Annotated in this window: 21 protein-coding genes; 10 read left to right on the forward strand and 11 right to left on the reverse strand. The window is 72.6% G+C overall.

Annotated features, from left to right (window positions below; genetic code table 11):
- Positions 1-3: 3 nt before the first annotated feature.
- Positions 4-495, reverse strand: a complete 492-nt coding sequence (locus MCAG_RS16920) for an NUDIX domain-containing protein (RefSeq protein WP_007074205.1) — start codon at positions 493-495, stop codon at positions 4-6.
- Between the two features lie 71 nt (positions 496-566).
- Here MCAG_RS16920 and MCAG_RS16925 point away from each other — a divergent pair, with 71 nt between their 5' ends.
- Positions 567-2,201: a fatty acid--CoA ligase gene (locus MCAG_RS16925; protein ID WP_198141748.1), complete on the forward strand. Its 1,635-nt coding sequence runs from the start codon at positions 567-569 to the stop codon at positions 2,199-2,201.
- 187 nt (positions 2,202-2,388) lie between these two features.
- On the opposite strand, the gene MCAG_RS16930 is transcribed toward MCAG_RS16925, so the two are convergent.
- Positions 2,389-3,399: an NADPH:quinone reductase gene (locus tag MCAG_RS16930; RefSeq protein ID WP_007074207.1), complete on the reverse strand. Its 1,011-nt coding sequence runs from the start codon at positions 3,397-3,399 to the stop codon at positions 2,389-2,391.
- Positions 3,400-3,537: 138 nt separating this feature from the next.
- On the opposite strand from MCAG_RS16930, the gene MCAG_RS16935 reads away from it, so the two are divergent.
- Positions 3,538-3,711 carry a hypothetical protein gene (locus MCAG_RS16935; protein WP_157548104.1) on the forward strand — a complete coding sequence of 58 codons (174 nt, stop codon included), beginning with the start codon at positions 3,538-3,540 and terminating at the stop codon, positions 3,709-3,711.
- A gap of 107 nt (positions 3,712-3,818) precedes the next feature.
- Here MCAG_RS16935 and MCAG_RS16940 read toward each other — a convergent pair whose 3' ends face one another.
- Both MCAG_RS16940 and MCAG_RS16945 read right to left on the reverse strand, forming a co-directional pair.
- Entirely contained in the window at positions 3,819-4,505 is a 687-nt protein-coding gene (locus MCAG_RS16940) for an HAD family phosphatase (protein WP_007074208.1), read from the reverse strand.
- Between the two features lie 128 nt (positions 4,506-4,633).
- Positions 4,634-5,458, reverse strand: a complete 825-nt coding sequence (locus MCAG_RS16945; RefSeq protein WP_036377322.1) for a hypothetical protein — start codon at positions 5,456-5,458, stop codon at positions 4,634-4,636.
- Between the two features lie 367 nt (positions 5,459-5,825).
- On the opposite strand from MCAG_RS16945, the gene MCAG_RS29735 reads away from it, so the two are divergent.
- The gene (locus tag MCAG_RS29735) at positions 5,826-6,998 is read left to right on the forward strand and encodes a hypothetical protein (RefSeq protein ID WP_050777986.1); all 1,173 of its coding nucleotides are present in this window, start codon (positions 5,826-5,828) and stop codon (positions 6,996-6,998) included.
- A gap of 111 nt (positions 6,999-7,109) precedes the next feature.
- On the opposite strand, the gene MCAG_RS16955 is transcribed toward MCAG_RS29735, so the two are convergent.
- Entirely contained in the window at positions 7,110-7,769 is a 660-nt protein-coding gene (locus MCAG_RS16955; RefSeq protein ID WP_007074211.1) for an FKBP-type peptidyl-prolyl cis-trans isomerase, read from the reverse strand.
- A gap of 154 nt (positions 7,770-7,923) precedes the next feature.
- Between MCAG_RS16955 and MCAG_RS16960 the strand changes: the two genes are divergently transcribed.
- Positions 7,924-8,316 (forward strand): PPOX class F420-dependent oxidoreductase, encoded by a 393-nt coding sequence (locus MCAG_RS16960; protein ID WP_036373823.1) that lies wholly within the window; start codon positions 7,924-7,926, stop codon positions 8,314-8,316.
- A 52-nt stretch (positions 8,317-8,368) separates the two neighbouring features.
- Here the strand turns inward: MCAG_RS16960 and MCAG_RS16965 are convergent, their stop codons facing one another.
- The 3 genes from MCAG_RS16965 to MCAG_RS16975 all read right to left on the reverse strand — a co-directional run bounded on the left by MCAG_RS16965 (position 8,369) and on the right by MCAG_RS16975 (position 12,336).
- Complete coding sequence (locus MCAG_RS16965) at positions 8,369-10,714, reverse strand: excinuclease ABC subunit UvrA (RefSeq protein WP_036373826.1); 2,346 nt, start codon at positions 10,712-10,714, stop codon at positions 8,369-8,371.
- A 2-nt stretch (positions 10,715-10,716) separates the two neighbouring features.
- On the reverse strand, positions 10,717-11,127 hold the full coding sequence (locus tag MCAG_RS16970) for a VOC family protein (RefSeq protein WP_007074214.1): 411 nt from the start codon (positions 11,125-11,127) through the stop codon (positions 10,717-10,719).
- Positions 11,128-11,295: 168 nt separating this feature from the next.
- Entirely contained in the window at positions 11,296-12,336 is a 1,041-nt protein-coding gene (locus MCAG_RS16975; RefSeq protein ID WP_007074215.1) for a Ku protein, read from the reverse strand.
- Between the two features lie 86 nt (positions 12,337-12,422).
- Here MCAG_RS16975 and ligD (MCAG_RS16980) point away from each other — a divergent pair, with 86 nt between their 5' ends.
- From ligD (MCAG_RS16980) to MCAG_RS16990, 3 genes are all read left to right on the forward strand, one after another.
- Positions 12,423-13,364 carry a non-homologous end-joining DNA ligase gene (gene ligD, locus MCAG_RS16980; RefSeq protein WP_007074216.1) on the forward strand — a complete coding sequence of 314 codons (942 nt, stop codon included), beginning with the start codon at positions 12,423-12,425 and terminating at the stop codon, positions 13,362-13,364.
- Entirely contained in the window at positions 13,354-14,259 is a 906-nt protein-coding gene (ligD, locus tag MCAG_RS16985; RefSeq protein ID WP_007074217.1) for a non-homologous end-joining DNA ligase, read from the forward strand. Before ligD (MCAG_RS16980) ends, ligD (MCAG_RS16985) begins: the two co-directional genes overlap by 11 nt.
- A 163-nt stretch (positions 14,260-14,422) precedes the next feature.
- On the forward strand, positions 14,423-15,178 hold the full coding sequence (locus tag MCAG_RS16990) for a TIGR03089 family protein (protein ID WP_007074218.1): 756 nt from the start codon (positions 14,423-14,425) through the stop codon (positions 15,176-15,178).
- A gap of 307 nt (positions 15,179-15,485) precedes the next feature.
- Here the strand turns inward: MCAG_RS16990 and MCAG_RS16995 are convergent, their stop codons facing one another.
- Positions 15,486-17,807 (reverse strand): esterase-like activity of phytase family protein, encoded by a 2,322-nt coding sequence (locus tag MCAG_RS16995; protein WP_007074219.1) that lies wholly within the window; start codon positions 17,805-17,807, stop codon positions 15,486-15,488.
- 214 nt (positions 17,808-18,021) lie between these two features.
- On the opposite strand from MCAG_RS16995, the gene MCAG_RS17000 reads away from it, so the two are divergent.
- Positions 18,022-18,903, forward strand: a complete 882-nt coding sequence (locus MCAG_RS17000; protein ID WP_007074220.1) for a GNAT family N-acetyltransferase — start codon at positions 18,022-18,024, stop codon at positions 18,901-18,903.
- A 76-nt stretch (positions 18,904-18,979) separates the two neighbouring features.
- Here the strand turns inward: MCAG_RS17000 and MCAG_RS17005 are convergent, their stop codons facing one another.
- A complete protein-coding gene (locus MCAG_RS17005; RefSeq protein WP_007074221.1) occupies positions 18,980-20,659 on the reverse strand; it encodes a DNA repair helicase XPB in 1,680 nt (559 codons plus the stop codon).
- 175 nt (positions 20,660-20,834) lie between these two features.
- Between MCAG_RS17005 and MCAG_RS17010 the strand changes: the two genes are divergently transcribed.
- Positions 20,835-21,698, forward strand: coding sequence for a L,D-transpeptidase (locus MCAG_RS17010; RefSeq protein WP_007074222.1), 864 nt, complete (start codon positions 20,835-20,837; stop codon positions 21,696-21,698).
- Positions 21,695-21,913 carry a hypothetical protein gene (locus MCAG_RS17015; protein WP_007074223.1) on the forward strand — a complete coding sequence of 73 codons (219 nt, stop codon included), beginning with the start codon at positions 21,695-21,697 and terminating at the stop codon, positions 21,911-21,913. The genes MCAG_RS17010 and MCAG_RS17015 overlap by 4 nt, the downstream gene beginning before the upstream one ends.
- Before the next feature lie 13 nt (positions 21,914-21,926).
- On the opposite strand, the gene MCAG_RS17020 is transcribed toward MCAG_RS17015, so the two are convergent.
- A partial coding sequence (locus tag MCAG_RS17020) for a helicase-associated domain-containing protein (protein WP_036373830.1) occupies positions 21,927-23,290 on the reverse strand: 1,364 nt, incomplete at its 5' end.

Consider the following 23,290-nt stretch of genomic DNA (forward strand, 5'->3'; position numbering starts at 1 on the left):
CGACTACTTGAGGATCAGGCGGTTGGTCTGCTCGAAGACGTCCAGGTCGGCGAGGGTCTCGGTGACCGAGGCCGAGAGCGGGGCGGGGAACCGGTCGCGGGGGAAGAAGCCCGCGTCGGTGGTCTCGTCGGTGACCCGGGCCAGCTCGCCGTCCCAGTCCTCGACCCGGAAGGCGACGGTGAAGACCTGGTAGGTGTGGCCGTACATGTTGGTGTTGATCCGGTCCGGGCCGGTGTAGAGGGCGAACGCCCCCACCCGCAGGGCGCGCAGCCCGGTCTCCTCGCGCACCTCGCGCACCGCGCAGTCAGCGATCGACTCGCCCAGCTCCATCGCGCCGGCCGGCATGGCCCACTGGCCGTTGTCGGAGCGCCGGATCAGCAGCACCCGGCCGGCGTTGTCACGGACCACCGCGCGGGCACCGACGAACATCAGCGTGCGATCACCGGCGAGGGCGCGTAGCTGCCCCACGTACGAGTCGGCCCAAGAGATGCTCACCCGGACAACCTAACGGGGGTTTCCAACACGTGACCGCCGACACTAGCTTGTTACCTATGCGTAGCACGATGATGGACGCACCGCTCCAGGTCGCCCGGATCCTCGAACACGGTGCCACGGTGCACGGCACCGCCGAGGTGGTCACCTGGACCGGCGGCGAGCCGCGTCGCATGTCCTACGCCGAGCTGGGCCGCACGGCGGCCCAGCTGGCCCACGCGCTGCGCGACGAGTGCGGGGTGACCGGTGACGAGCGGGTCGCCACGTTCATGTGGAACAACAACGAGCACCTGGTGGCGTACTTCGCCGTGCCCAGCATGGGCGCGGTGCTGCACACGCTGAACCTCCGGCTCTTTCCGGACCAGGTCGCCTACATCGCCAACCACGCCGAGGATCGGGTGGTGCTGGTCGACTCGACGCTGATCCCGCTGCTGGCCCGGGTCATCGGGGAGCTGACCACGGTGCGGCATGTGGTGGTCGTCGGCGGGGGCGACCCCGCCCCGCTGACGGCGGCGGCCGGCGGCCGGATCGCCGTACACCACTGGGACGCCCTGCTGGCCGGTCGGCCGGAGGTCTTCGACTGGCCGGAGGTGGACGAGCGTGACGCCGCCGCCCTCTGCTACACCTCCGGGACCACCGGCAATCCCAGGGGGGTGGCCTACTCGCACCGCTCGATCTACCTGCACTCGTTGCAGGTCTGCATGCCGGAGGGGTTCGGGCTCGGGCCGACCGACCGCGAGCTGGCCATCGTGCCGATGTTCCACGCCATGTCCTGGGGCCTGCCGTACGCGGCGTTCCTCTCCGGCGCGTCGCTGATCATGCCGGACCGGTTCCTCCAGGCCGCGCCTATCGCCGCGATGATCGCCGCCGAGCGGCCCACCCTGGCCGGGGCGGTGCCGTCCATCTGGAACGACCTGCTGGCCTACCTCGACGACAACGACGTCGACACCTCCTCGCTCCGGGAGGTGATCGTCGGCGGCTCGGCCTGCCCGCCCGCCCTCATGCACGCGTTCGACGAGCGGCACCACATCGACGTGATCCACGCCTGGGGCATGACCGAGATGTCCCCGCTCGGCTCGGTGTCCCGGCCGCCGGCCGGCGCGACCGGCGAGGACGCCTGGCGCTACCGGTACACCCAGGGCCGGGTCCCGGCCGGGGTCGCCGCGCGCGTCGTCGGCCCGCTGGGCGAGCCGCTGCCCGCCGACGGGACCTCCGTCGGGGAACTGGAGGTCCGGGGGCCGTGGGTGACCGCCCGGTACGTCGGCGACGACGCCCCGGACGAGGAGAAGTTCCGCGACGGCTGGCTGCGTACCGGCGACGTCGGCACGCTGTCGCCCGACGGGTACCTCACGCTCACCGACCGGGCCAAGGACGTGATCAAGTCCGGCGGCGAGTGGATCTCCTCGGTCGAGCTGGAGAACGCCCTGATGGCCCACCCGGCCGTGCTGGAGGCGTGCGTGGTGGGCGTGCCGGACGAGCGATGGGACGAGCGCCCGCTGGCCACGGTCGTGGTCCGGGAGGGCGCCGAGGTGACCGCGGAGGAGCTGCGCGACTTCCTGGCGGGGGCGGTGGCGCGCTGGCAGCTACCGGAGCGGTGGGCGTTCATCGACGCGGTGCCGAAGACCAGCGTCGGCAAGTTCGACAAGAAGGTTGTGCGGTCCCGGTACGCAGACGGGGGCCTGGCTGTCAGGAAGCTGACAACGCCGTAACGCTTTCAGGCGCATCGTCGCCTGAAAGGGCAGGGACGTACTCCTGACGTATCCCTCCCCAAAGGGCGGCCCCGGCGTTCGCACCGCGCCGGGGCCGCCCGCCCAGGGGCGGTTCTCCCGCCCCTCCATTCTCGCGAAACTTGTTCGGCTCTGTCCCGGCGACGGGGAAAACAACCGGTGAACGCGGTCATTCGCCTGCCGTGATTAGCACCTTGCCGACCACCGAGTTCTCCACCGCCACCTGGGCCGCCGCCGTGGCGGCGAGCGAGTGGTGGTGCAGCGGCAGGCCGGCCGCCTCGCCGACCCGTACGCCGCCCTGCGCCACGGCCGCCGCCACGTCGGCGACGGCCTGTGCCTTGGCCACCGCCGGTGCGGTGTAGACCAGCACGAAGTGCCAGCTCGCGTTCGGTGCCATCAGCGGGCGGACCGGGAGGGTCACCTCGTCCCCGCCGTTGTCGGCGTACACGCAGACCGCCCCGCCGGAGCGCAGCAGCCGCACGTCGGCCGCCGCGTTCCGCGCCGGCGACACCTCGACGATCGTGTGCACGCCGTCCGGGGTGAACTTGCGGACCTCCTCGACGACGTCCTGTTCGCGGTAGTCGACGACGAACGACGCGCCGGCCGCCGCCGCGAGGTTCGCCTTCTCCGCGCTGCTGACGGTGGCGATGACGGTGGCGTCGGCCCAGCGGGCGAGCTGGATCGCCGCGTTGCCGACCGCCCCCGCCCCGCCCTGTACCAGCACGGTGTGGTCGGCCAGCGCCCCGGCGTGCAGCTTGCCCGGCATGGCCTCCCCGGCGGTCAGGCAGCGGTGCGCGGTGAGGAACGGGATGCCCAGGGCCGCCCCCAGGTCGAAGGAGGCGTCGCCGAGGGGGACCGCCTGCCGGACCGGGACCACCGTGTACTCGGCGGCGGTCCCCCACGGGCGCTGCCAGGCGGCCTCCCAGAGCCACACCCGCTCGCCGATCAGGCCACGGTCGACCCCCGTGCCGACCGCCTCGACCACCCCCGCGCCGTCCTGGCCGGGAGTCTGCCAGCCCCCTGGCGGCGGCCCGATCCGGCGGGCCTTCCAGTCGGTCGGGTTCACCCCGGAGACGGCCACCCGGACCAGCACCTCGCCGGGCCCCGGCTCCGGCACCGGCCGGTCGACCAGGCGCAGCACCGACGCGTCGCCATTGGTCTCGTACACGATCGCCCTCATCGCCGTCACTCCTCACCCTCGCGCGGCGGGCCCCGTCGCGGGCCTTCCCCGGTCCGCTACCCGGGTGATCTCGCTTCATTCCGATCCCACCCGGCGCCGGAACCGTATAGCCAGGTACACGGAGGTAAGGGAGTGCCGATGCGGGACATAACGGTGGTGGGCGCGACGCCGCCCTCGATGGGGCGGGCGGGGCCGGACGCGGACCGCGCCGACGCGCCGCGCTACGACGAACCCGCGCCGCCGCCCGGCCGCCCGGCCCTGCCAGCGGCCGGGCGGCGGCTGCCCTGGACGAGCCGGAGCCGGGCGATCTGAGCGCCGCGCGGGGCCGGGACAGGCAGGCCGCGATCAGGCAGGCCGCGATTCAGGCAGGCCGGCCGAGCGATCCGCTCAGGCAGCCCGGCCGACCGATCCGCGCGGGATCAGCCGAGGGCGGCGACGACCTCCGGAGTCAGCTCACCCACCGCCGGCAGCACCACGGCAGCGAGCCGCTCGGCGTCCGGATCCAACGGGTACGCCCCGTGCGGCACCGCCACCACCCGCATGCCCGCCGCAGCGGCCGACCGCACCCCGTTCGAGGAGTCCTCCACCGCCATGCAGCGCGCCGGGTCGACACCGAGCCGCCGGGCCACCTCCAGGTACACGTCCGGGGCGGGCTTGCCCCGCTCCGTCTCCTCCGTCGACAGCGTCGCGCCGAACGCGCCGGTCAGGCCCGTCGCCGCCAGCGCCGCCGCGATCAGCCGGGTCGGCGAGGAACTGGCCAACCCCAGCGGCCACCGCGCGGCCAGCCGGCGCACCACCTCGTCGGCCCCGTCGATCACCGGTACGCGCTCGGCGTACCGTCGGGCCATCTCGTCCACCACCTCGGCGGCCACCTGCTCGGCCGTCCGGCCCACGCCCAGCTCGCCGCTGAGGTACCGGGCCCACTCGCCGGTGCTCATCCCCATCAGCCGCCGCTGGGTGTCCGGCTGCCAGGTGCCGCCGTGCGCCGCCACGTACGCCCGGCGCACCTCCTCCCAGACCGGCTCGGAGTCCACGATCACGCCGTCCAGGTCGAAGACCACCGCATCCGCCACGCCCCCATCCTGCCCGAGCCGCCGGCCGCCCATCCGCCCGGGAGGCCCGCTCCCGACGGGCGAGCCGGGCCGGGCGTACCGCTCCCGCCAGGTCTGCTCCCGACAAGCCCGCTCCCGGCGGGTCCGCTCCTGGCGGGGCGTACCGCCGGGGCGGGGTGGTGTCAGGCCGGCAGCTGCGGCAGGCCGATCGGGCTGTCCGGCGGGATCACCGTGTGCCCCGCCCGGGCCACCGGCTCCAGCAACTCGCGCAGCCGGTCCGTACCGTCCGCGCCGAGCGCCTCCCACGGGTGCAGGGCGGCCACGTCGGTGGCGGCCTCCACCGCCCGGAACGCCGCCCGGCCGTGCTCGGTCGGCTTCCCGTCCCCGGTCAACCATCCCCGCTCGACGAGCCGCCCGGCCGCCGCCTGCCACTCCTGTTCCGACCAGCCCCGGCCCAGCAGGTTCACCTCCGGCATGCCCTCAGCGACCTTCCAGGCGAGCGTCTCCACCGGGTCCAGGCCGGCGGCGACCAGCGCCGCGACGTGCCCGTCGCCCCGGTGCTCGCGCAGCGTCGTCGCGGCCTGCCACAGCCGGGCCAGCGGGTACTCGGCGGCCGGCAGGGCGGCGTTCGCGGCACCCAGCACCCGGCCCGCCGTCCGCGCCGCCCGGGCGGCCGTCTCCAGCAGCTCGGCGGCCTCGGCGAGGTGCCCCTCCGGCAACTCGTACGTCAGCTCGGCCAGCGCCTGCACGGCCCCGGTCAGCCGGGCCCGCAGCGCCTCGGCCGGGGTGGCCAGCTGCCACACCGCCGGCAGCGCCCGCGCCACCATGGGCGGTGCGAAGGTGAAGAACGCGGCCACCACCGGGGCTGCCTCCACGGCACCCAGCGGGGCGGCCCGGCCGGCGAAGTACCCCCGCCAGTAGCCGCGCAGCCCCACCGCCTCGTAGGCCGCGCGGGACCGGGGATGGAAGTAGGTGATTGCGTGCACCGGCTCGAAGTGCGTCCACATCAGCCGGGCGAGCCCCGGATCGTCCAGCGCCGCCACGTGCACCTCCGCGTCGGTGGGCATGGTCGCCGCGAGCGGGCGACGCCCGCGGTGAGCTGAACCTACTGCCGCTCGGTGAACGTGCGGAACCCTGCTGTGACCTACTGCGCGGCGAACGGGCCGGCGGGTCGGTCGACCTCATGGCTGTCGGAAGTCTGTCAGCAGACCAGCGAGGTAGCAGGGAAGTGACGTTCATCGATTAATGTGTTGCCCTGCGTGCTCATGTGGATGCACTGAGTCGCCAGAGTGCCGGCTGGGCCGGCTCGGATCGAAGGGATCAGCGATGGGCAGACCCAGTTGGGTCACAAGAAGGGCAATCCTCTCGGTAGCCGTGACGGTGGTGGCCGCCGGGCTCGTGCCCGCACAATCGGCGAGCGCGGCGGCCCCGTCATTCCACTACACGATCAAGAGCGGCACGTCCGAGTGGCGCAGTCTCGGCACGCACGAGGCCATGGTGGAGGCCGTCCAGATCCCCGGTGCGACCATCGCCAGAATGAGCACGGAACAGCTCACCACGGCGGTGCTGGACTATCCCCTGCTTCCCGACGCACTGGCATTCAACAGTGTTCAGGAGGGATTCGAGGCGGTGGCCGCCCGGTTCACCGGGCTCCGGGAGCTGCTGCGCCGCCCTGACGCGGCCGCAGTGCTGCTCGACCGCTACCGGAAACTGGATGTCGGCATCCCTTCGACGGACACCGAGCTGCAGGCGGGCAACCGGACGCTCGACGCCTGGAAGCTGGAGACCGTGCTCGCACAACCGCAGGTTCTCCACGCCATGTCAGCGGGCCAACTCGAATCGCTGTTGCGCGTCGGTCTGGAGAAGTTCGCCGCCAAGCAGAGTCACGCCGAGGTTTACGGCGAAGCGGGGCTGGAGCCCACCGCCGTCCTGCTCGGTCGGGCACTCGCTGTCCGCGAGGGATGGAGCTGGAAACAGTCCCAGCTGCTGCGAGAAGGCATCCAACTCGTTCCGGGCGCCACGCGCGCCACCGTGGACGCCGTGCGCCAGCACCTGACCGCGCCGCTCGCTCGTCATGAGGTCACCGACGGGTTCAGCGCGCAGGACTACGCCAGCACGGTCTACACCCCCAGGGGTACCGCCGTCTCCGTTACCACGACGACCTACGAGCTGAGCAGCGCGCAGATAACGGCCAACAACAACTACGTGACCTCGACCTACCCTTCGGCGACGCTTGAGCGGAACTCCTCACGGAAGTACAACTGCCACTCCTACGCCTGGTACTCCACGTCCACGTCGAACGACCGCTGGATGAACACTCCCGGCGACGACAAGTACTGGCAGGACGGCAGCTACACGCGATGGCAGGTGCCGTACCAGTGGTTCTCCAGCATGAAGTTGTCCTACGCCAGCGACGATCACTCGGGCATCTGGGTGGGCACCGGCAGCTACGTCCGCTCCAAGTGGGGGCAGTTGGGCCAGGTGTACCACGCCTGGAACTACGCGCCGTACAACAGCTCGACCACCTACTCCTACTTCCTAACCTGACCTGATCTGACCGGAGGTCAACGTGTCGCGGGATGCCGGGCCGATCGGCCCGGCATCCCGCCGACGCACCGCAGGGCACCCGGCTGGTGGGAAACCGGCCGGATCGGTCGGCTACTGCGCTGCCAGCACGTCCACGACGAAGCGCAGCGCTCCGGCCGGATAACCGTCCGGCGGGTTGTTGCCGTACCCCAGCTCCGCCGGGAGGTCGAGCTGCACACGGCTGCCCACCGGCACCCCGACCAGACCCTGGTCCCAGCCCTTGATGACGCCGCCGACGCCGATCTGGAAGGTGGCCGGCTGGCCGCTCCGCCAGGAGGCGTCGAACTCCTTACCGTCCTTGTAGGTGACGCCTACGTAGTTGGTGGTGATCTGCTGGCCGGCCTTCACCGCCGGGCCCTTGCCCTTGATCAGCGTCGTCACGGTGAGCTTCTTCAGCTCGCCCTTGCCCGCCTCGACCTTCGGCTTGTTGGCCAGCGCCGGGTCCGACCCCTCGGGCAACTGCGGGGCGGGCGGCGCGGTGGGCTCCTCGGCCGGCGCGCTCGCCGACGGGCTGGCGGCGGCCTGCTCGGGCGCGTCGTCCTTACCCTGGTTCACCACCACGAACACCGTGATCAGCACGCCGACCACGGCGAGACCGGCGAGCGCGCCGAGGATCGACTGCAGGCGGCGCTTCTTTTCGGCGGCCTTCTTCGCCGCCAGCTGGGCGGCCAGCCGCCGCTCCGCCTTGCCCGGGCCCTGGCCCGCCGATCGGTTCTGCACACGCTCGCTCACGTCGACTCCCTGATCAAAAAGGTGGGGGCCCGGCGGCCGCTGCCGAGACCAGCGCTCACGGTACCCGCCCTGCTGCCCACGGTGCTGCCTCGGCAGCCCCCGTCCCGACCCGACTCCGTCGGCGCGTGGGTGCCATGGGGGTAATTTCTTGACCATGGCGATTCTCACCGAAGAAGACCTGGCCCTGCTGGCCGAGCCGCAGCTCGCCCACGTGGCCACCATCGAGCCCGACGGCAGCCCGCACGTCACGCCGGTCTGGGTGGACACGGACGGCGAGCACATTGTGTTCAACACCGCCAAGGGGCGGCAGAAGTACACCAACATCCAGCGCAACCCCGTCGTGGCCGTCTCCGTGGCCGACAAGGCCAACGACTTCCGCACCCTGTGGATCAAGGGCACGGCCGAGTTCGTCGAGGAGGGGGCCGACGCGCACATCGACCGGATGGCGAAGAAGTACCTCGGCCAGGACACCTACCCGTTCCGGAAGCCCGGCGAGGTGCGGGTGATCGTCCGGATCACCCCCACCCAGAAGCTCGGCCGCGGCTGAACCGTAAGGAGGGGCCCCTCGCCGACGCACCCGGCTGACAAGGGGCCCCTTCTCACCTCCCGACGTACGCCGCGAGGTGCTCCCCGGTGAGCGTGGAGCGGGCGGCGACGAGATCGGCGGGCGTGCCCTCGAAGACGATCCGACCCCCGTCGTGGCCGGCTCCGGGGCCGAGATCGATGATCCAGTCGGCGTGCGCCATGACCGCCAGGTGGTGCTCGACGACGATGACCGACTTGCCGGAGTCGACGAGCCGGTCGAGCAGGCCCAGCAGTTGCCCGACGTCGGCGAGGTGCAGGCCGGCGGTCGGCTCGTCGAGCACGTACACGCCGCCCTTCGCCGCCAGGTGGGTGGCCAGCTTGAGCCGCTGCCGCTCGCCTCCGGACAGCGTGGTGAGCGGCTGGCCCAGGGTGAGGTACCCGAGCCCCACATCGGCGAGGCGATCGAGGATCGCCTGGGCGGCAGGCGTACGCGCCTCGCCGGTGGCGAAGAACTCCCGCGCCTCGGTCACCGACATCGCGAGCACCTCGCTGATGTCCCGGCCGCCGAGCAGATGGTTCAGCACCGACGCCTCGAACCGCCGCCCCTCGCACTCCTCGCAGACGGTGGCGACCCCGGCCATCATCGCCAGGTCCACGTAGACGACCCCGGCACCGTTGCAGCCGGAACAGGCGCCCTCGGAGTTGGCGCTGAACAGTGCCGGCTTCACGCCGTTGGCCTTCGCGAACGCCTTGCGGATCGGGTCGAGCAGCCCCGTGTACGTCGCCGGGTTGCTCCGGCGCGAACCCCGGATGGGGCCCTGGTCGATCGACACCACCCCCGCGTCGGCGGGAATCGACCCGTGCACCAGCGAACTCTTGCCCGAACCGGCCACGCCGGTGACGACGACGAGCACCCCGAGCGGGACGTCGACGTCGACGTCGCGCAGGTTGTGCGTCGCCGCACCCCGGATCGGCAGCCGGCCCGTGGGCGTGCGCACCGTCTCCCGGAGGACGGCCCGGTCGCCGAAATGACGGCCCGTCACGGTGTCGCTGGCCCGCAGCCCCTCGACGGTGCCCTCGAAGCAGACGGTGCCGCCCGCCGCACCCGCGCCGGGACCGAGGTCGACGACGTGGTCGGCGATCGCGATCGTGTCTGGCTTGTGCTCCACCACGAGCACCGTGTTCCCCTTGTCCCGCAGCCGCAGCAGCAGATCGTTCATCCGCCTGATGTCGTGCGGGTGCAGGCCCGTGGTGGGCTCGTCGAAGACGTACGTGACGTCGGTGAGCGGGGAACCGAGGTGACGCAGCATCTTCACCCGCTGCGCCTCGCCGCCCGACAGCGTCCCCGAGGGGCGGTCCAGGGAGAGGTAGCCCAGCCCGATCTCCACGAACGAGGTGAGGGTCTGGTGCAGCTTGCCCAGCAGCGGCGCCACCGACGGTTCGTCGAGGCCACGAACCCACTCGGCCAGGTCGCTGATCTGCATCGCGCAGGCGTCCGCGATGTTGACGCCCTCGATCCGTGAGGCACGGGCCGCCTCGCTGAGCCGGGTGCCGCCGCACTCCGGGCACGCGGTGAAGGTGACCGCCCGGTCCACGAACGCCCGGATGTGCGGCTGCATCGCCTCCCGGTCCTTGGTGAGGAACGACTTCTGCACCTTGGGGATCAGCCCCTCGTAGGTGAGGTTCACGCCCTCCACCTTCACCTTGGTCGGCTCCCGGTGGAGGAAGTCGTGCATCTCCTTGCTGGTGAACTCGCGGATCGGCTTGTTCGGGTCGAAGAAGCCCGATTCGGCGTAGAGCCGCACCGTCCAGAAGTTGTCGGCCTTCCAGCCGGGGATCGTGATCGCGCCCTCCGCGATCGACTTCGAGTCGTCGAAGAGTTGGGCGAGGTCGAGGTCGGAGACCGTCCCCCGCCCCTCGCAGCGCGGACACATGCCGCCGGTGCGGGTGAAGGTCTGCCGCACCGTCCTGCCGGCGCCGCGTTCGACCGTGATCGCGCCGCTCGCCCGCACCGAGGGGACGTTGAACGAGAACGCGCTCGGCGGGCCGACGTGCGGCTGCCCCAGCCGGCTGAACAGGATGCGCAGCATCGCGTTGGCGTCGGTGGCGGTGCCGACCGTCGAACGCGCGTCGCCACCCATCCGCTGCTGGTCGACGATGATCGCCGTCGTCAACCCGTCGAGCACGTCGACCTCGGGCCGCGCCAGCGTCGGCATGAAACCCTGCACGAAGGCGCTGTAGGTCTCGTTGATCAACCGCTGCGACTCCGCCGCGATCGTGCCGAACACCAGCGAACTCTTGCCCGAGCCGGACACGCCGGTGAACACCGTCAACTGGCGCTTCGGTAGCTCGACGCTGACGTCCTTCAGGTTGTTCTCGCGCGCACCCTGCACCCGGATCAGATCATGCGGAGCGGCCATTCTCAGCGCAGTTCCTGGATCCGGACCAGGTTGCCGGCGGGGTCGCGGAAGGCGCAGTCACGCATCCCGTACGGCTGCTCGGTCGGCTCCTGGACGACCTCGGCGTCGCTGGCCTGCACCTTCTCGAAGGTGCCGTCCAGGTCGGGGGTGGCCAGCAGGATCCAGCCGTACGTGCCCTTGGCCATCATCTCGGCGATGGTGCGGCGCTCGTCGTCGGTGATGCCAGGGTCCACGGCCGGCGGCGCCAGGAGAATGGAGGTGCTGGGCTGCCCGGCGGGGCCGACCGTGATCCAGCGCATCTGGCCGGCCCCGACGTCGTTGCGGACCTCGAAGCCGAGAATGTCGCGGTAGAAGGCCAGCGAGGCGTCCGGGTCGGTGTGCGGCAGGAAGCTCGTGTGAATGGTGATGTCCATGCCGATCACGCTAGTTGCGCCCACCTGACCTGTGCTTCTCGATTCCTGACCGGCCTGCCCCTCCCCCCTGCGCGCCGATCTTGCAGTTACGGCCCCTTGTCCGTGGTATTTATCCCGATTCGGTGGGGCCGCAACTGCAAGATCGCGGGGGACGGAGGGTGGGTGGGGCTACGCGGTCTTGCGGGGGGCGGCCTTCTTCGGAGCGGCCTTTCGGGCCGGGGCCTTCTTCTCGGCCTTCCCCGCCGCCTTACCCGGGGCCGCCTTCTTCGTACCCTCGGCGGGCTCCGCCCCCGCTGCCTTCTTCGCCCCGCCGGCCTTCTTCGCCGCCGTCTTCTTGTCGGCGGCTTTCCGCGCCGGAGCCTTCGCCGCCTTCTGTGCCGATCGGGCCGACGTGATCGGGGTCGGCTCGCCGCCACGCTCCGGCTGCTCCCCGCGCGCCGCGCGGGCCCGTTCCACCGACGCCTTCAGCGCCGCCATCAGGTCCACCGCCGCCGCCGGGGCCGCCTCGACCTCCTCCGGCTGGACCACCTCCCGGCCCTCCACCTTCGCGTCGATGACCTCCTGCAACGCCGCCCGGTAGTCGTCGGTGAAGACCTCCGGCTCGAACTCGCCGGCCATCGAGTCGATCAGCGAACTGGCCATCGCCAGCTCCGGCGGCCGGACCTTCAGGTCCTCGTCCAGGAAACCGAAGGCGGGGGTACGGACCTCGTCCGGCCACAGCATCGTGTTGAGCAGCAACACCCCCTCGCGTACCCGCAGGGTGGCCAACTGCTCCCGTTGGCGCAGCGCCACCTTCACGATCGCCACCCGCTCGGAGTCGGCGAGCGCGTCGCGCAGCAACACGTACGGCTTGGTCGCCGCGCCCTCCGGCTCCAGGAAGTACGCCTTGTTGTAGAGGATCGGGTCGACCTGCTCCGCTGGGACGAACTCCAGCACGTCGATCGCGTGCGAGGTGGTCAGCGGCAGGTCCGCGAAGTCCTCGTCGGTCAGGATCACCATCTCGCCGCCGCCGATGTCGTACCCCTTGGCGATGTCGTCGTAGGTGACCTCCTCCCCGCAGACCGAGCAGGTGCGCTTGTACCGGATGCGCCCCCCGTCCTCCCGATGCACCTGGTGGAAGCGGATGTCCTTTTCCTCGGTCGCCGAATAGAGCTTCACCGCGATCGAGACCAGCCCGAACGAGACCGCTCCCTTCCAGATCGCCCGCATCCCCCGCTCCTCTCCCCGACTCAGCTCAGGATCCCAAAGGATCGAAGCGGGCGCGATGACTTCTGTTGCCCTACTACAGTCAGACAATGCCCGGCGCGCCGCTGAAGCCGATGCTCGCGACGACCGGCCCGCTGCCCGTCGGCGCCGACTGGGCGTACGAGTTCAAGTGGGACGGCGTACGCGCGCTGGCCGACATCGTCGCCGGCCGGCAGCACCTGTATGCCCGCTCCGGCGTGCAGATCACCGCCGCGTACCCGGAGCTGATCACCCTCGCCGAGCAGGTCGACGACGCCCTGCTCGACGGCGAGGTGGTGCTGCTCAACCAGGCCGGGCAGCCCTCCTTCACCGCGCTCGCCGAGCGGATGCACGTGCGGGACAGTGCGAAGGCGGCCCGGCTCGCGGCGAGCGTCCCCGTGACGTACCTGATCTTCGACGTGTTGCGGCTGCGCGGCGCGGACCTCACCGGCCGGCCCTGGCGCGAACGCCGGGAGACCCTGGAGGGCCTCGGCCTCGGCGGCGCCCGATGGGCCGTGCCCCCGGTCTTCGCCGACGGCCGCGCCACCTACGAGGCGGCCGGCGAACACGGCCTCGAAGGGGTGATGGCCAAGCGGACCGGCTCGGCCTACCGGCCCGGCGTCCGCTCACCCGACTGGGTGAAGGTCAAGCTGGAGGTCACCGGCGACTTCGTCGTCGGCGGCTGGCGACCCGGGGCCCGCAAGATCGGCGGCCTGCTCGTCGGGGTGCCCCGCCCGGACGGCCGGCTCGCCTACCGGGGCCGCGTCGGCGGCGGCATCGGCGCGGCCATCGAACGGGAACTACTGCGCGAGCTGGAACCGCTGCGGACCGGGAACTCCCCGTTCGCCGGCGACGTGCCCCGCGAGGATGCCCGGGGCGCCAGCTGGGTAACCCCCAGGGTCGTGGTGGAGGTGAAGTACGGCCAGCGCACCCCCGACGGCCGGCTGCGTTTCCCCCGGGTGCTGCGGCTGCGCCCCGACAAGCCGCCCGAGGAGGTGGACGATGCCGGCTGACCGGCTCAAAGTCGACGTGCAGGGCCGACCCCTGGAGCTGTCCAACCTGGACAAGGTGCTCTACCCGGCGGCGGGCTTCACCAAGGGCGAGGTGATCGACTACTACACCCGGATCGCCCCGGTGCTCCTGCCACACCTCGCCGACCGGGCGCTGACCCGCATCCGCTACCCCAACGGGGTGGAGGACAAGAGCTTCTTCGAGAAGAACGCCCCCGCTGCCACCCCCGCCTGGGTACGCACCGAGACGCTGCCCGCCCCCGGCTCGACCAAGGGCCGGGAGACGATCGACTACGTGGTCGCCGACGACCTGCCCACCCTCGTCTGGCTGGCCAACCTCGCCGCCCTGGAGCTGCACACGCCGCAGTGGAAGATCGGCGCACACCCCGACCTGCTGGTCGTCGACCTGGATCCCGGCCCCCCGGCCGGGCTGCGCGAGTGCTGCGAGGTGGCGCTGCTGCTGCGCGACCGGCTGGCTCGCGACGGCATCGACAGCTATCCCAAGACCTCCGGCAAGAAGGGCATGCAGCTCTGCTGCCCGATCGCCGGCACCCAATCCTCGGATGCCGTCTCCGACTACGCCCACCGCGTCGCCCGGGAACTGGAGGGCGAACACCCGAAGCTGATCGTGTCGAAGATGGCGAAGAACCTGCGCGGCGGGAAGGTCTTCATCGACTGGAGCCAGAACAACGCGGCGAAGACGACGGTCGCCCCGTACTCCTTGCGCGCCCAGCCGATGCCGTCCGTGTCGACCCCGTTGACGTGGGACGAGGTGGAGGCCGGCGCGGCCGGCAAGCGCCCGGCAGCGAAGCCGTACACCACCGTCGAGGTGCTCAGGCGGGTGGACAGGCACGGCGACCTGCTGGCGCCGCTGCTCACCGCCGGCCCGGAGGTGTGAGGAAGAACCCCCTGCAATCGCATTCCGTTGTACAAGGGGCCCCTCCTAACCAACCAACCAGCCAACCAACCCCGCTAACCGACACCGGCGAGGGCGGCCCCGCTCGTGGCGGTACGGTGACCTACCGTGGCCCGAGTGGGCCGCGCTGACAGGGAGGTGTGCGATGGGAACGCCGGACGTGGTGTCCCTGTCGGTTGCCGGGCCGGCCGACGTCGACCGGCCGCTGTTCACCTTCTGCGACGACGCGACCGGCGAGCGGGTCGCGCTGAGCGCCGCCGACCTGGGCGGCTGGGCGGCGCGCACCGCCGGGCTGCTGCGCGACGGCTGTGGGCTGGGCCCGGGTAGTCGGGTCGCGGTGCTGCTGCCGCCGCACTGGCGTACCGCTGCGGTGTTGCTCGGTGCCTGGTCGGTGGGGATGGCCGTGTCGTTCCGGCCTCGCGCTACCGCCGGGTTGCCGGTCCTGGAGCCGGGCGGGGACCGGCCGTACGACGCGGTGTTCGTCACCCCGGAGCGGCTCGACGACTGGCTGGAGGACGTGCCCGACGGCGTGCACCGGTACCTCGTCGGCACCGGGCGCGGTCCGCTGGCGGAGGTGCCCGTCGGCTGGCTCGACTGGGACGTCGAGGTGCTCCGGCACACCGACGCGCCGCCCGACTACGTCGGCGTCCACCCGGCGGAGGCGGCCACCCCCGACGGCACCAGCTTTGGTGCCTGGGGCCGGCTTGCCCGGGAAGTGGCCGATCAGCTCGACCTGCGGGCCGGCGACCGCCTGTTGGTCGACGCGGCCGAGCACGAGCAGCCGCTGCAGTGGCTCCTGGCCCCGCTGTCCGTCGGCGCGTCCGTGGTCGTCTGCGCCAACCTCGACCGGTCCCGCCTCGACGCCCGGATCGCCGCCGAGGAGATCACCCGGGTGCTCTGACCGCCGACCGCCACGTGACCGGTGCCCCCTGGCCGCCGTGTCGGGAAGGTGGCGGTATCCGAGCGGCGGGATACCGCCATTTCGCCGACATGACGCCGGGGAAGCTTGTTCAACTTCATGGACTACACGCAGGACTCCTGCATGGACATGTTCACGCCCGGCCAGGCGGACCGGATGAGCGACGCCTGGGTGGCGTTCCGGGCCGGCGGCGCGGGCTGACCCGGCACTCCGTCGGGTCGACGGGCCACCATTTTGATGGCCCGTCGACCCCCGGCGTCAGCGCGGCCCGCACCCGGGCGGCAAGGCGTCAGGGTCGGCCGAACACCTTCGCGGCGGGGCCGAGTCGGAGCAGGACCGTCTCGCCCGTGGCGTCCTGGACGGCGTCGTTGTCGGTGACCGCGTACACCTGGCCGTTGCCGGCCACGGTCAGGCCCTCCAGCTTCTCCTGGGTCCAGCCGTCGGTGGCGCGCAGCGCCGGCAGCACGTCGACGGCGAGCGTCTTCGGCAGCACCGCCAGTGGGCCCGGCGCGGCCGGGCCGGCGGGCACCGGCACGGTGTAGACGCGCTTGATCGCGGCGGCGGGGCCGTTCAGCTTGTCCCGTTCGATGATCGCGAGCCGGTTGCCGACCACGGTCACCTCGGACAGCCCGATCCAGTCACCTGGGACGACGGTGGACTCCAACCGGTACCCGAACCAGCTCCACGTCCCGGCCGCCACGTCGTACCGTCCGATGCGGGCGACGCCGGCCGGGTCGGTGGACACCTCGCGCTGGAGCACCGCCCAGACGATCTCCTGGCCGTGCCGGTCGGTGCTGGCGGTGACCCCCTCGAAGCCCTGCTTGCCGAGCCCGGCGGCGACCTCCGCCGGCAGCGGCACGGTCTGCTGGGTCTTTCCGTCGCCGTCGAGCCGGACCAGCTTGTTCTCCGTGCCCTTGGCGCCCTCGACCGCGAGCCAGAAGCCGCCCTGCGGGCGGGCGAAGATCCCCTCCGCGTCGTACCCGGTCGGGTTGCCGTCGGCGTCGGTCACGGGCAGGGAGTTCGTGATCACCGCCGGCGACCGTCGGATGTCGACGGTCAGGATCCGGGTCGGGTCGTACGCCGCGTCGGTGACGCTGTAGAGCTGCTGCGGCCGGCCCGGTGCGGCGGAGAGGGCACCGAGCGCTCCCCAGCCGATCGGCGTGCCCTGCACGTCGTCGGCCGAGACGATGCTCGGGAAGCCGGGGGTGTCCCTGCCCAGCCGGTAGAGCGACACCGAGGCGCGTACGCCCGCGTCGGCGTCGTCGGTCTCGCTGGACACGGCGAGCAGGCCCCGCGACGGGATCGGCAGCAGGCCCTCCGGGCCGTTGGTGGTGGGCAGGACCTGGCGGAAGACCGGGGCGGTCGGCCGGTCGACGTCGTACACGGCGACGAAGTTGCTCCGCTCCGAGCCGACGAACGCGTACCGCACCCCGTGGTACTCGGCGATCGTGACGCCCTCCGGCTCGGTGCCCTTCTTCGCGGCCCGGTCATCGTTGTGCAGGCCGTAGCGGACGGCGAGGCGTTCGAAGGTGTTGCCCGCGTCCCAGGCCACCTGACCGGTCCGGCTGTCGAAGACGGACCAGCCGCGGCTGCCGCCCCGCCAGTCACCCTCGTTGGCCGTGGCCAGGTAGCGGCCGTCGACCCAGGCCACGGCGTCGGGCTCGCGGGGAACGTCGGTGGTCGAGCCGGTCAGGTCGATCCTGCCGTCCTTGACGGTGTCGATTCCGCTGACCGAGGCCGTGCCGGCGCTGAAGGCTCGGGTGATCCGACCGGTGGGTAGGTCCACCAGGACGATGCCGTTGTTCTCCTGGAGGGTGACCGCGAGCTGGTTGCCTTCGCTGATCGAGACGTACTCGGGTTCCGGGTCGGTGGGTTCGGTGATCCCGGCGGCGGCCAGCGCCGGCAGCGCCTGGCCGCCGGCGGCGGTCAGCGGCACGGTCCGCAGCTTCCACCGCTGCGGCGTCGCACTGCCGTCGAGGTCGACGATCTGCACGAAGCCGGCGGGGGCCTGGGGCAGGTCGCCCTTCTTGCCGCCGGGCGGGGTGGCGTCCTCGTCGCGCTCGTTCTCGATCGCGATCGTCGCGTACCGCTGGTCGTGGCTGATCGCGATCGAGTCCGGCTGCCCGCCGAGGTCGATGCTGCGTACCCGCTGGCGGGTGGCCAGCTCGATCACGTCGAGGCGGCCGGAGGGCGCGGTGTGGCTGGCGCTGGTGTTGACCACGACCAGGGCGTACCGGCCGAGGATCGCCACCGAGGTGGGCTCGTCCTCGGCGTCGCCGAGCTGGGCGAGGGAGAGCGTGCCGAGCCCGCGCGGCCGGTCCGGGCGGGAGATGTCGAGGAAGCCGATCCGGCGTGCCGCCGCGTCGGTGTAGACCAGGGTGCGGCCGTCCGGGCTGACGGCCGAGATCTCGGCGACCGTCTCCGTCGCCGGGTCCTCGCCGGCCGGGCGGTTCTGGAACACGGGGTAGGTGGCGGCGCGGTCGAAGGCGAGGCCCCCGGCGGGGCGGTGCCGGCCGGCGTCCGCCGGGCCGGCGACGGCCAGCGTGCCCGTGATGGCCAGCGCGGCGGCGGCGATGCCGGCCGTCGGGGTGCGGGTGCGTTTCGGTGCCACGTGGTCCTCCGTCTGCTCGGACTGCGACGGAGGCTGGCACGCACGGCCGAGCGGGAGCTGTCCCGGCCGTGAACGGCGAGCGAACAACCTCAGGCCAGGGCCGGGTGCGCCAGCGGTCCCGAAATCGCGTTGACGCCGCTGACGTCCGGGCCGCCTACTGGCGGCTCATACCTTTGCCGTACGGCACTGGCGGCGGCGCGAGGAAGGGACCATTGTGGACGCGACGGACGGGTGCGTGGACGCCCTCACCTGGAAGGAGTTCGGTGAGGAACAGCTCGGGGCGCTCACGGAGCTGGCCGAGGCGTGCCTGGCTGCCGACGGCGGGCTGCCGCTGTTCGTCCGCCCCGCACTGCTGCGGGCCCGGCTCCTCCAGACCCGTACCCTCGGCGCCTGGCACGACGGTCGTCTGGTCGCGGCCGTCGGCGTCGGTCTGGGCACGCAGCCGGCCGGCAGCACCGGAATGGTGCATCCGGGCTGGCGCGGGCGGGGTCTCGGCGACCGGCTGCTGGACTGGGCCGTGGAGCAGGCGGGGGATGCCGCCCTGCTGCTGACCACCGAGTCCTGGAGCCCCGGGGCGGAGCGGCTCTTCGTGGCGCGCGGCTTCGAGCGGACCTTCGCCGAGTGGGTGCTGCGGTACGACCTCGCCGCCCTGCCGGACGTGTCGCCGCCCGACGGGGTGCGCACCGGGCCGGTGACTCGGGAGTCCGGCCCCGAGCTGTTCGAGACGTACCGGGCGTCGTTCGCCGACCGGCCCGGCTTCCGGGCGCCCGAGGCGCAGGAGTGGCTGGGCGAGCTGTGGGACGACGACGGGTACCGGCCGGACCTGTCGCTGATCGCCCACGGCCCCGACGGTGCCGCCGTCGGGTTCGTCAACGTCGTCGACAACTGGATCGACCAGGTGGGCGTGGTGCCCGGCTGGCGGCAGCGGCGGGTGGGTGCGTACCTCGTGGGTACCGCGCTGCGGTCGCTGGCCGGCGACGGCGCCGGGGAGGCGTGGCTCTGCGTCAACGACGACAACCCGGCCGCTGTGCTGTACCGGCGGCTCGGGTTCGGCGACGCCGGCCGCCGCGCCCGGTACCTGCACCGACGCTCCTGAACGCGGTCGGCCGGGTTCGCCCCTCCGCCCGGCCCGGGAACAACCGATCCTGGGCCGGGCGTGGCCGGTCCGCGCGTCAGTCGACCGTCGGCAGCGGCGGGCCCAGGACGTCGTCGGCGTCGATGATCGTGTACGCGTACCCCTGCTCGGCGAGGAACCGCTGCCGGTGTGCCGCGTACTCGGTGTCGATGGTGTCCCGGGACACGACGGTGTAGAAGTGGGCCTGCCGGCGGTCGGCCTTCGGCCGCAGCACCCGGCCCAGCCGCTGCGCCTCCTCCTGCCGCGACCCGAACGTGCCCGACACCTGGATCGCCACCGCCGCCTCGGGCAGGTCGATGGAGAAGTTGCCCACCTTGGAGATCACCAGGGTCCGCACCTCGCCTGACCGGAACGCGTCGAACAGCCGCTCCCGCTCCTTGTTCGTGGTCGACCCCTGCACGATCGGGGCGTCCAGGTACTCGCCGAGCTGGTGCAACTGCTCGATGTACCCGCCGATGACAAGAACCTGCTCGCCGGGGTGCCGGTCGACCAGCGCCCGCACCACGGGCAGCTTGGTGCGGGCGGTGGCCGCCATCCGGTAGCGCTCCTCGGACTCCGCCGTCGCGTAGGACATCCGCTCGGCGTCGGTGAGGGTCACCCGTACCTCGGTGCACTGGGCGGGGGCGATCCAGCCCTGCTGCTCGATGTCCTTCCACGGCGCGTCGTACCGCTTGGGGCCGATCAGGCTGAACACGTCGCCCTCCCGGCCGTCCTCGCGGACCAGGGTGGCGGTCAGGCCGAGCCGGCGGCGGGCCTGGAGGTCCGCGGTGAACCGGAAGATCGGCGCGGGCAGCAGGTGCACCTCGTCGTAGACGACCAGGCCCCAGTCGCGGGCTCCGAACAGGTCGAGGTGGGTGAACGCGCCGCCGCGCCGCGAGGTGAGCACCTGGTACGTGGCGATGGTGACCGGACGGATCTCCTTGCGCTCGCCGCTGTACTCGCCGATCTCGTCCTCGGTCAGCGAGGTGCGGGCGATCAGCTCGCGCTTCCACTGCCGGCCGGCGACGGTGTTGGTGACCAGGATCAGCGTGGTGGCCTTTGCCTCGGCCATCGCCGCCGCCCCGACCAGGGTCTTGCCCGCGCCGCAGGGCAGCACCACCACCCCGGACCCGCCGGCCCAGAACGCCTCCACGGCCTCCCGCTGGTACGACCGCAGCGTGAACGGCTTCCCGCCGTCCTTGCCGGCCTCGGCCAGCTCGATCGGGTGCGCCTCGCCGTCGACGTACCCGGCGAGGTCCTCCGCCGGCCAGCCGAGCTTGAGCAGCGCCTGCTTGAGCCGCCCCCGCTCGGACGGGTGCACGGCGATCGTGTCGTCGTCGAGCTTCGCGCCGAGCATCCCGGCGAGCTTCTTGCTCTTGGCGACCTCGATCAGCACCAGCCGGTCCAGGGCGCGCAGCACCAGGCCGTGCGCCGGGTCGTTGGCGAGCTGGAGCCGGCCGTACCGGTCCATCGTCTCCGCCACGTCGACCAGCAGCGCGTGCGGCACCGGGTAGCGGCTGTACTTCAACAGCGCGTCCACCACGGCCTCGGCGTCGTGGCCGGCGGCGCGGGCGTTCCACAGGCCGAGCGGGGTGAGCCGGTACGTGTGCACGTGCTCCGGCGAGCGTTCCAGCTCGGCGAACGGCGCGATCGCCATCCGGCAGGACTGGGCGTCGGGGTGGTCGATCTCCAGCAGCAGGGTCTTGTCCGACTGCACGATCAGTGGTCCACCGCTCACGCCAGCGTCCTCTCCTCGGCCTGGTCGCCGGCCGCCCGGGGGGCGGCCACCCCGCCCCAGACCGACCATCCAGTGTTGCACGAAGCCGGTTTGGGGCCGAAAATTCGGACACCAGGTGCAACCATTCCGGTACGTCCGGCGTCTAGCAGAGGGACGACCGACTCGGGGAGGCCCCATGAGACAGGTTTGGTTCACCACCCGGGTCGTCGCCCTGGCTGTGGTCACGCTGGTCGGCGTCGGTGCGTGCACGCCCGATCAGCAGGCCGACCCGGGTGGCCGTGGAGGAGGGCTCGCCCAGGCCGGCTCTGCGGAGAAGGCAACGGGGGCGGGCGGTTCGTCCGGCTCCGACCAGCGGACCCGGCCGGAACCGAAGCCCACCCCCACGAAAGCCAAGCCGAAGCCCACCCCGACGAAGGCGAAGCCCAAGCCGAAGCCCACGCAGCCGGCCGGTTGCCCGCTGGGCGAGCACCAGCGCGAGGTGGAGACCTACCTGACCAGGCTGGGCGGGTTCGGGCGGGTGACCGTGGACGGCCGCCAGTCCGCCGCCGACTGCGCCGCGATCAAGAAGTTCCAGCAGCGGTACGACGTCCGCCCCGCCGCCGGCCGCGCCGGCCCCACCACGTACGACGTGGCGAAGCGGCTGGCCACCACCGACACCAAGCGCTGCAAGGCCGGCTCCGGCACCACGTTCTGCATCGACCTGACCCGGCAGACCACGTGGGCGGTGCGCGGCGGCAAGGTGGTGTGGGGCCCGACGGTGACCCGGACCGGGATGCCCGGCTACGCCACCCCCGCCGGCACGTTCACCATCAACTACCGGAACGTGAAGGAGTGGTCCGACCCGTACGAGGTGTGGCTACCGTACTGGCAGCACTTCACCCAGGGCATGGGCTACCACCAGACCACCACCTACCTGCACGACAAGTCGATCGGCTCGCACGGCTGCGTCAACCTGCTCCCCGCCGACGCCCGTCGTGCCTGGGAGTTGGGCAAGGTGGGCAGTCGGGTGGTGCTCTTCGGTCGGCGGCCCGGCACGTGACCGCCGAGGACGATCCCACGCCGGCCGGCGAGGTCTCGGGGGCGGCCCTGTTCGGGTACGCGACCGCCGCCGTGCTCCTCGTCGGCTGGTTCCTCTACGGCTGGCTGGTCCAGCGGCAGGGCTTCGTCGCCTCCGTCGGCGAGTCCGCCGGGGCCGGGTTCGCCCTGCTGCTGGCCGTCTCCGTGATCGGCACCGTCCGCCGCAACCGCCGCTGAACACTCGGGCGGCTCAGGTCCCCTCCAGCACCGCCGCGGTGATCCGGTGCAGCGCGAAGGTGTGCAGCATCTCCGTGCGCTCGTCCTCGGCGCGCAGGTAGCCCGCCCCGATCGACACCGGCCGGACCAGCCGGGACGCCGTCGCCCCGTGCGCGTCGACGTACCCCACCCAGACCAGCGCCTTGTCCCGCACCGCCTGCTGGAGCACGGCGAGGGCGTCGGCGTGCCCGTGCGCCGGCGCCGGGCCGATGCCGGCCGTGCTGCCGCGCACCACCGCCGGGGCCCGCCGGGCTGCCCGCGCCGCCGCCTCGCCCCGGCGGATCTGCTCCACCACCCCGAGCAGCCGGGGCATGGCCAGCTTCGGCGACGCCAGCGGGTCGACGGCACGGCTCACCGGTGCCCGACCCGGGGCGCGCCGGGTCCTCGGCCGGTACAGCACCGCCGCCCCGGAGGCGTCCTCCGGCACCGGGGCGTACCCGGCGTCGCGCAGCGCCATCAGCATCCGGTTCACCTGGTACGGGGTGGCCAGCACCGTCGGGGCCAGCCGCCGGAACGCCAGCGACTCCAGCCGCCGGTCCGACAGCACCTCCGCGAGCAGCGCCTCGTCGTCGCTGCGCACGTACCCGCCGGCGGAGCCGACCCGCAGCCCGCCGTGCTTGCGCGCGACGTCGTCCACCAGGTACGTCAGCCCCTGCGGGACCGGGGTGCGGGACCGGCGGCGGAACAGGTCGTGCAGGTCGTCGGCCGAGTACCCGGCGTCCAGGGCCCGGCGCACACTGGCCGTGGTGACCCGGTGCACGCTCGCCCCGCCCGCCGACTCGTGCTCGGCCACCACCTCCAGCTCGCCGGCGAGCGCCGGGTCGGGCGGGCCGGGCACCACCACGGTCAGGTCGGCCTGCACCAGGAAGTGGTCGACCGGCGCGGGCAGTAGCCCGTCGAGCGCCCGCACCGCCGTGGACGCGTCCTCGGCGTCGGCGTGCAGCCCGAGCGGGTCGTCCCCGCCCCGCTCGTCGGCCTCGGCCACGTCGGTCAGCAGCAGCCGCCCGTACGAGGTGAGCGCCCCGAGCCCGGTCACGCCCAGCCGGGCCGCCTCCACCAGCGCCTCCCGGTGCGCGGCCTCCCGGCCCCGACTGCGCCGGGGCGCCCGCCAGTCGAGCAGTTCCAGCACCTCCTCCGGGGTGGGCGCGACGGCCGGTTCCAGGTCGGCGAGCTCCGCCAGCACGGCCCGCCGGGCGGCCGGCGCATTGGCCCGCTCCGCCTCGGGCGAGAGCGCCCCGATCGGCCGGTCCCGGTCGTCGCGCTGCCCGACGAGGCCCACCTGGCGGGTCATCAGCAGCCAGGCCCGGGCCAACTGCTCCCAGCGCCGGGCCAACGACA

Origin of the sequence: Micromonospora sp. ATCC 39149, from assembly GCF_000158815.1 — a bacterium.
Lineage (GTDB): Bacteria > Actinomycetota > Actinomycetes > Mycobacteriales > Micromonosporaceae > Micromonospora.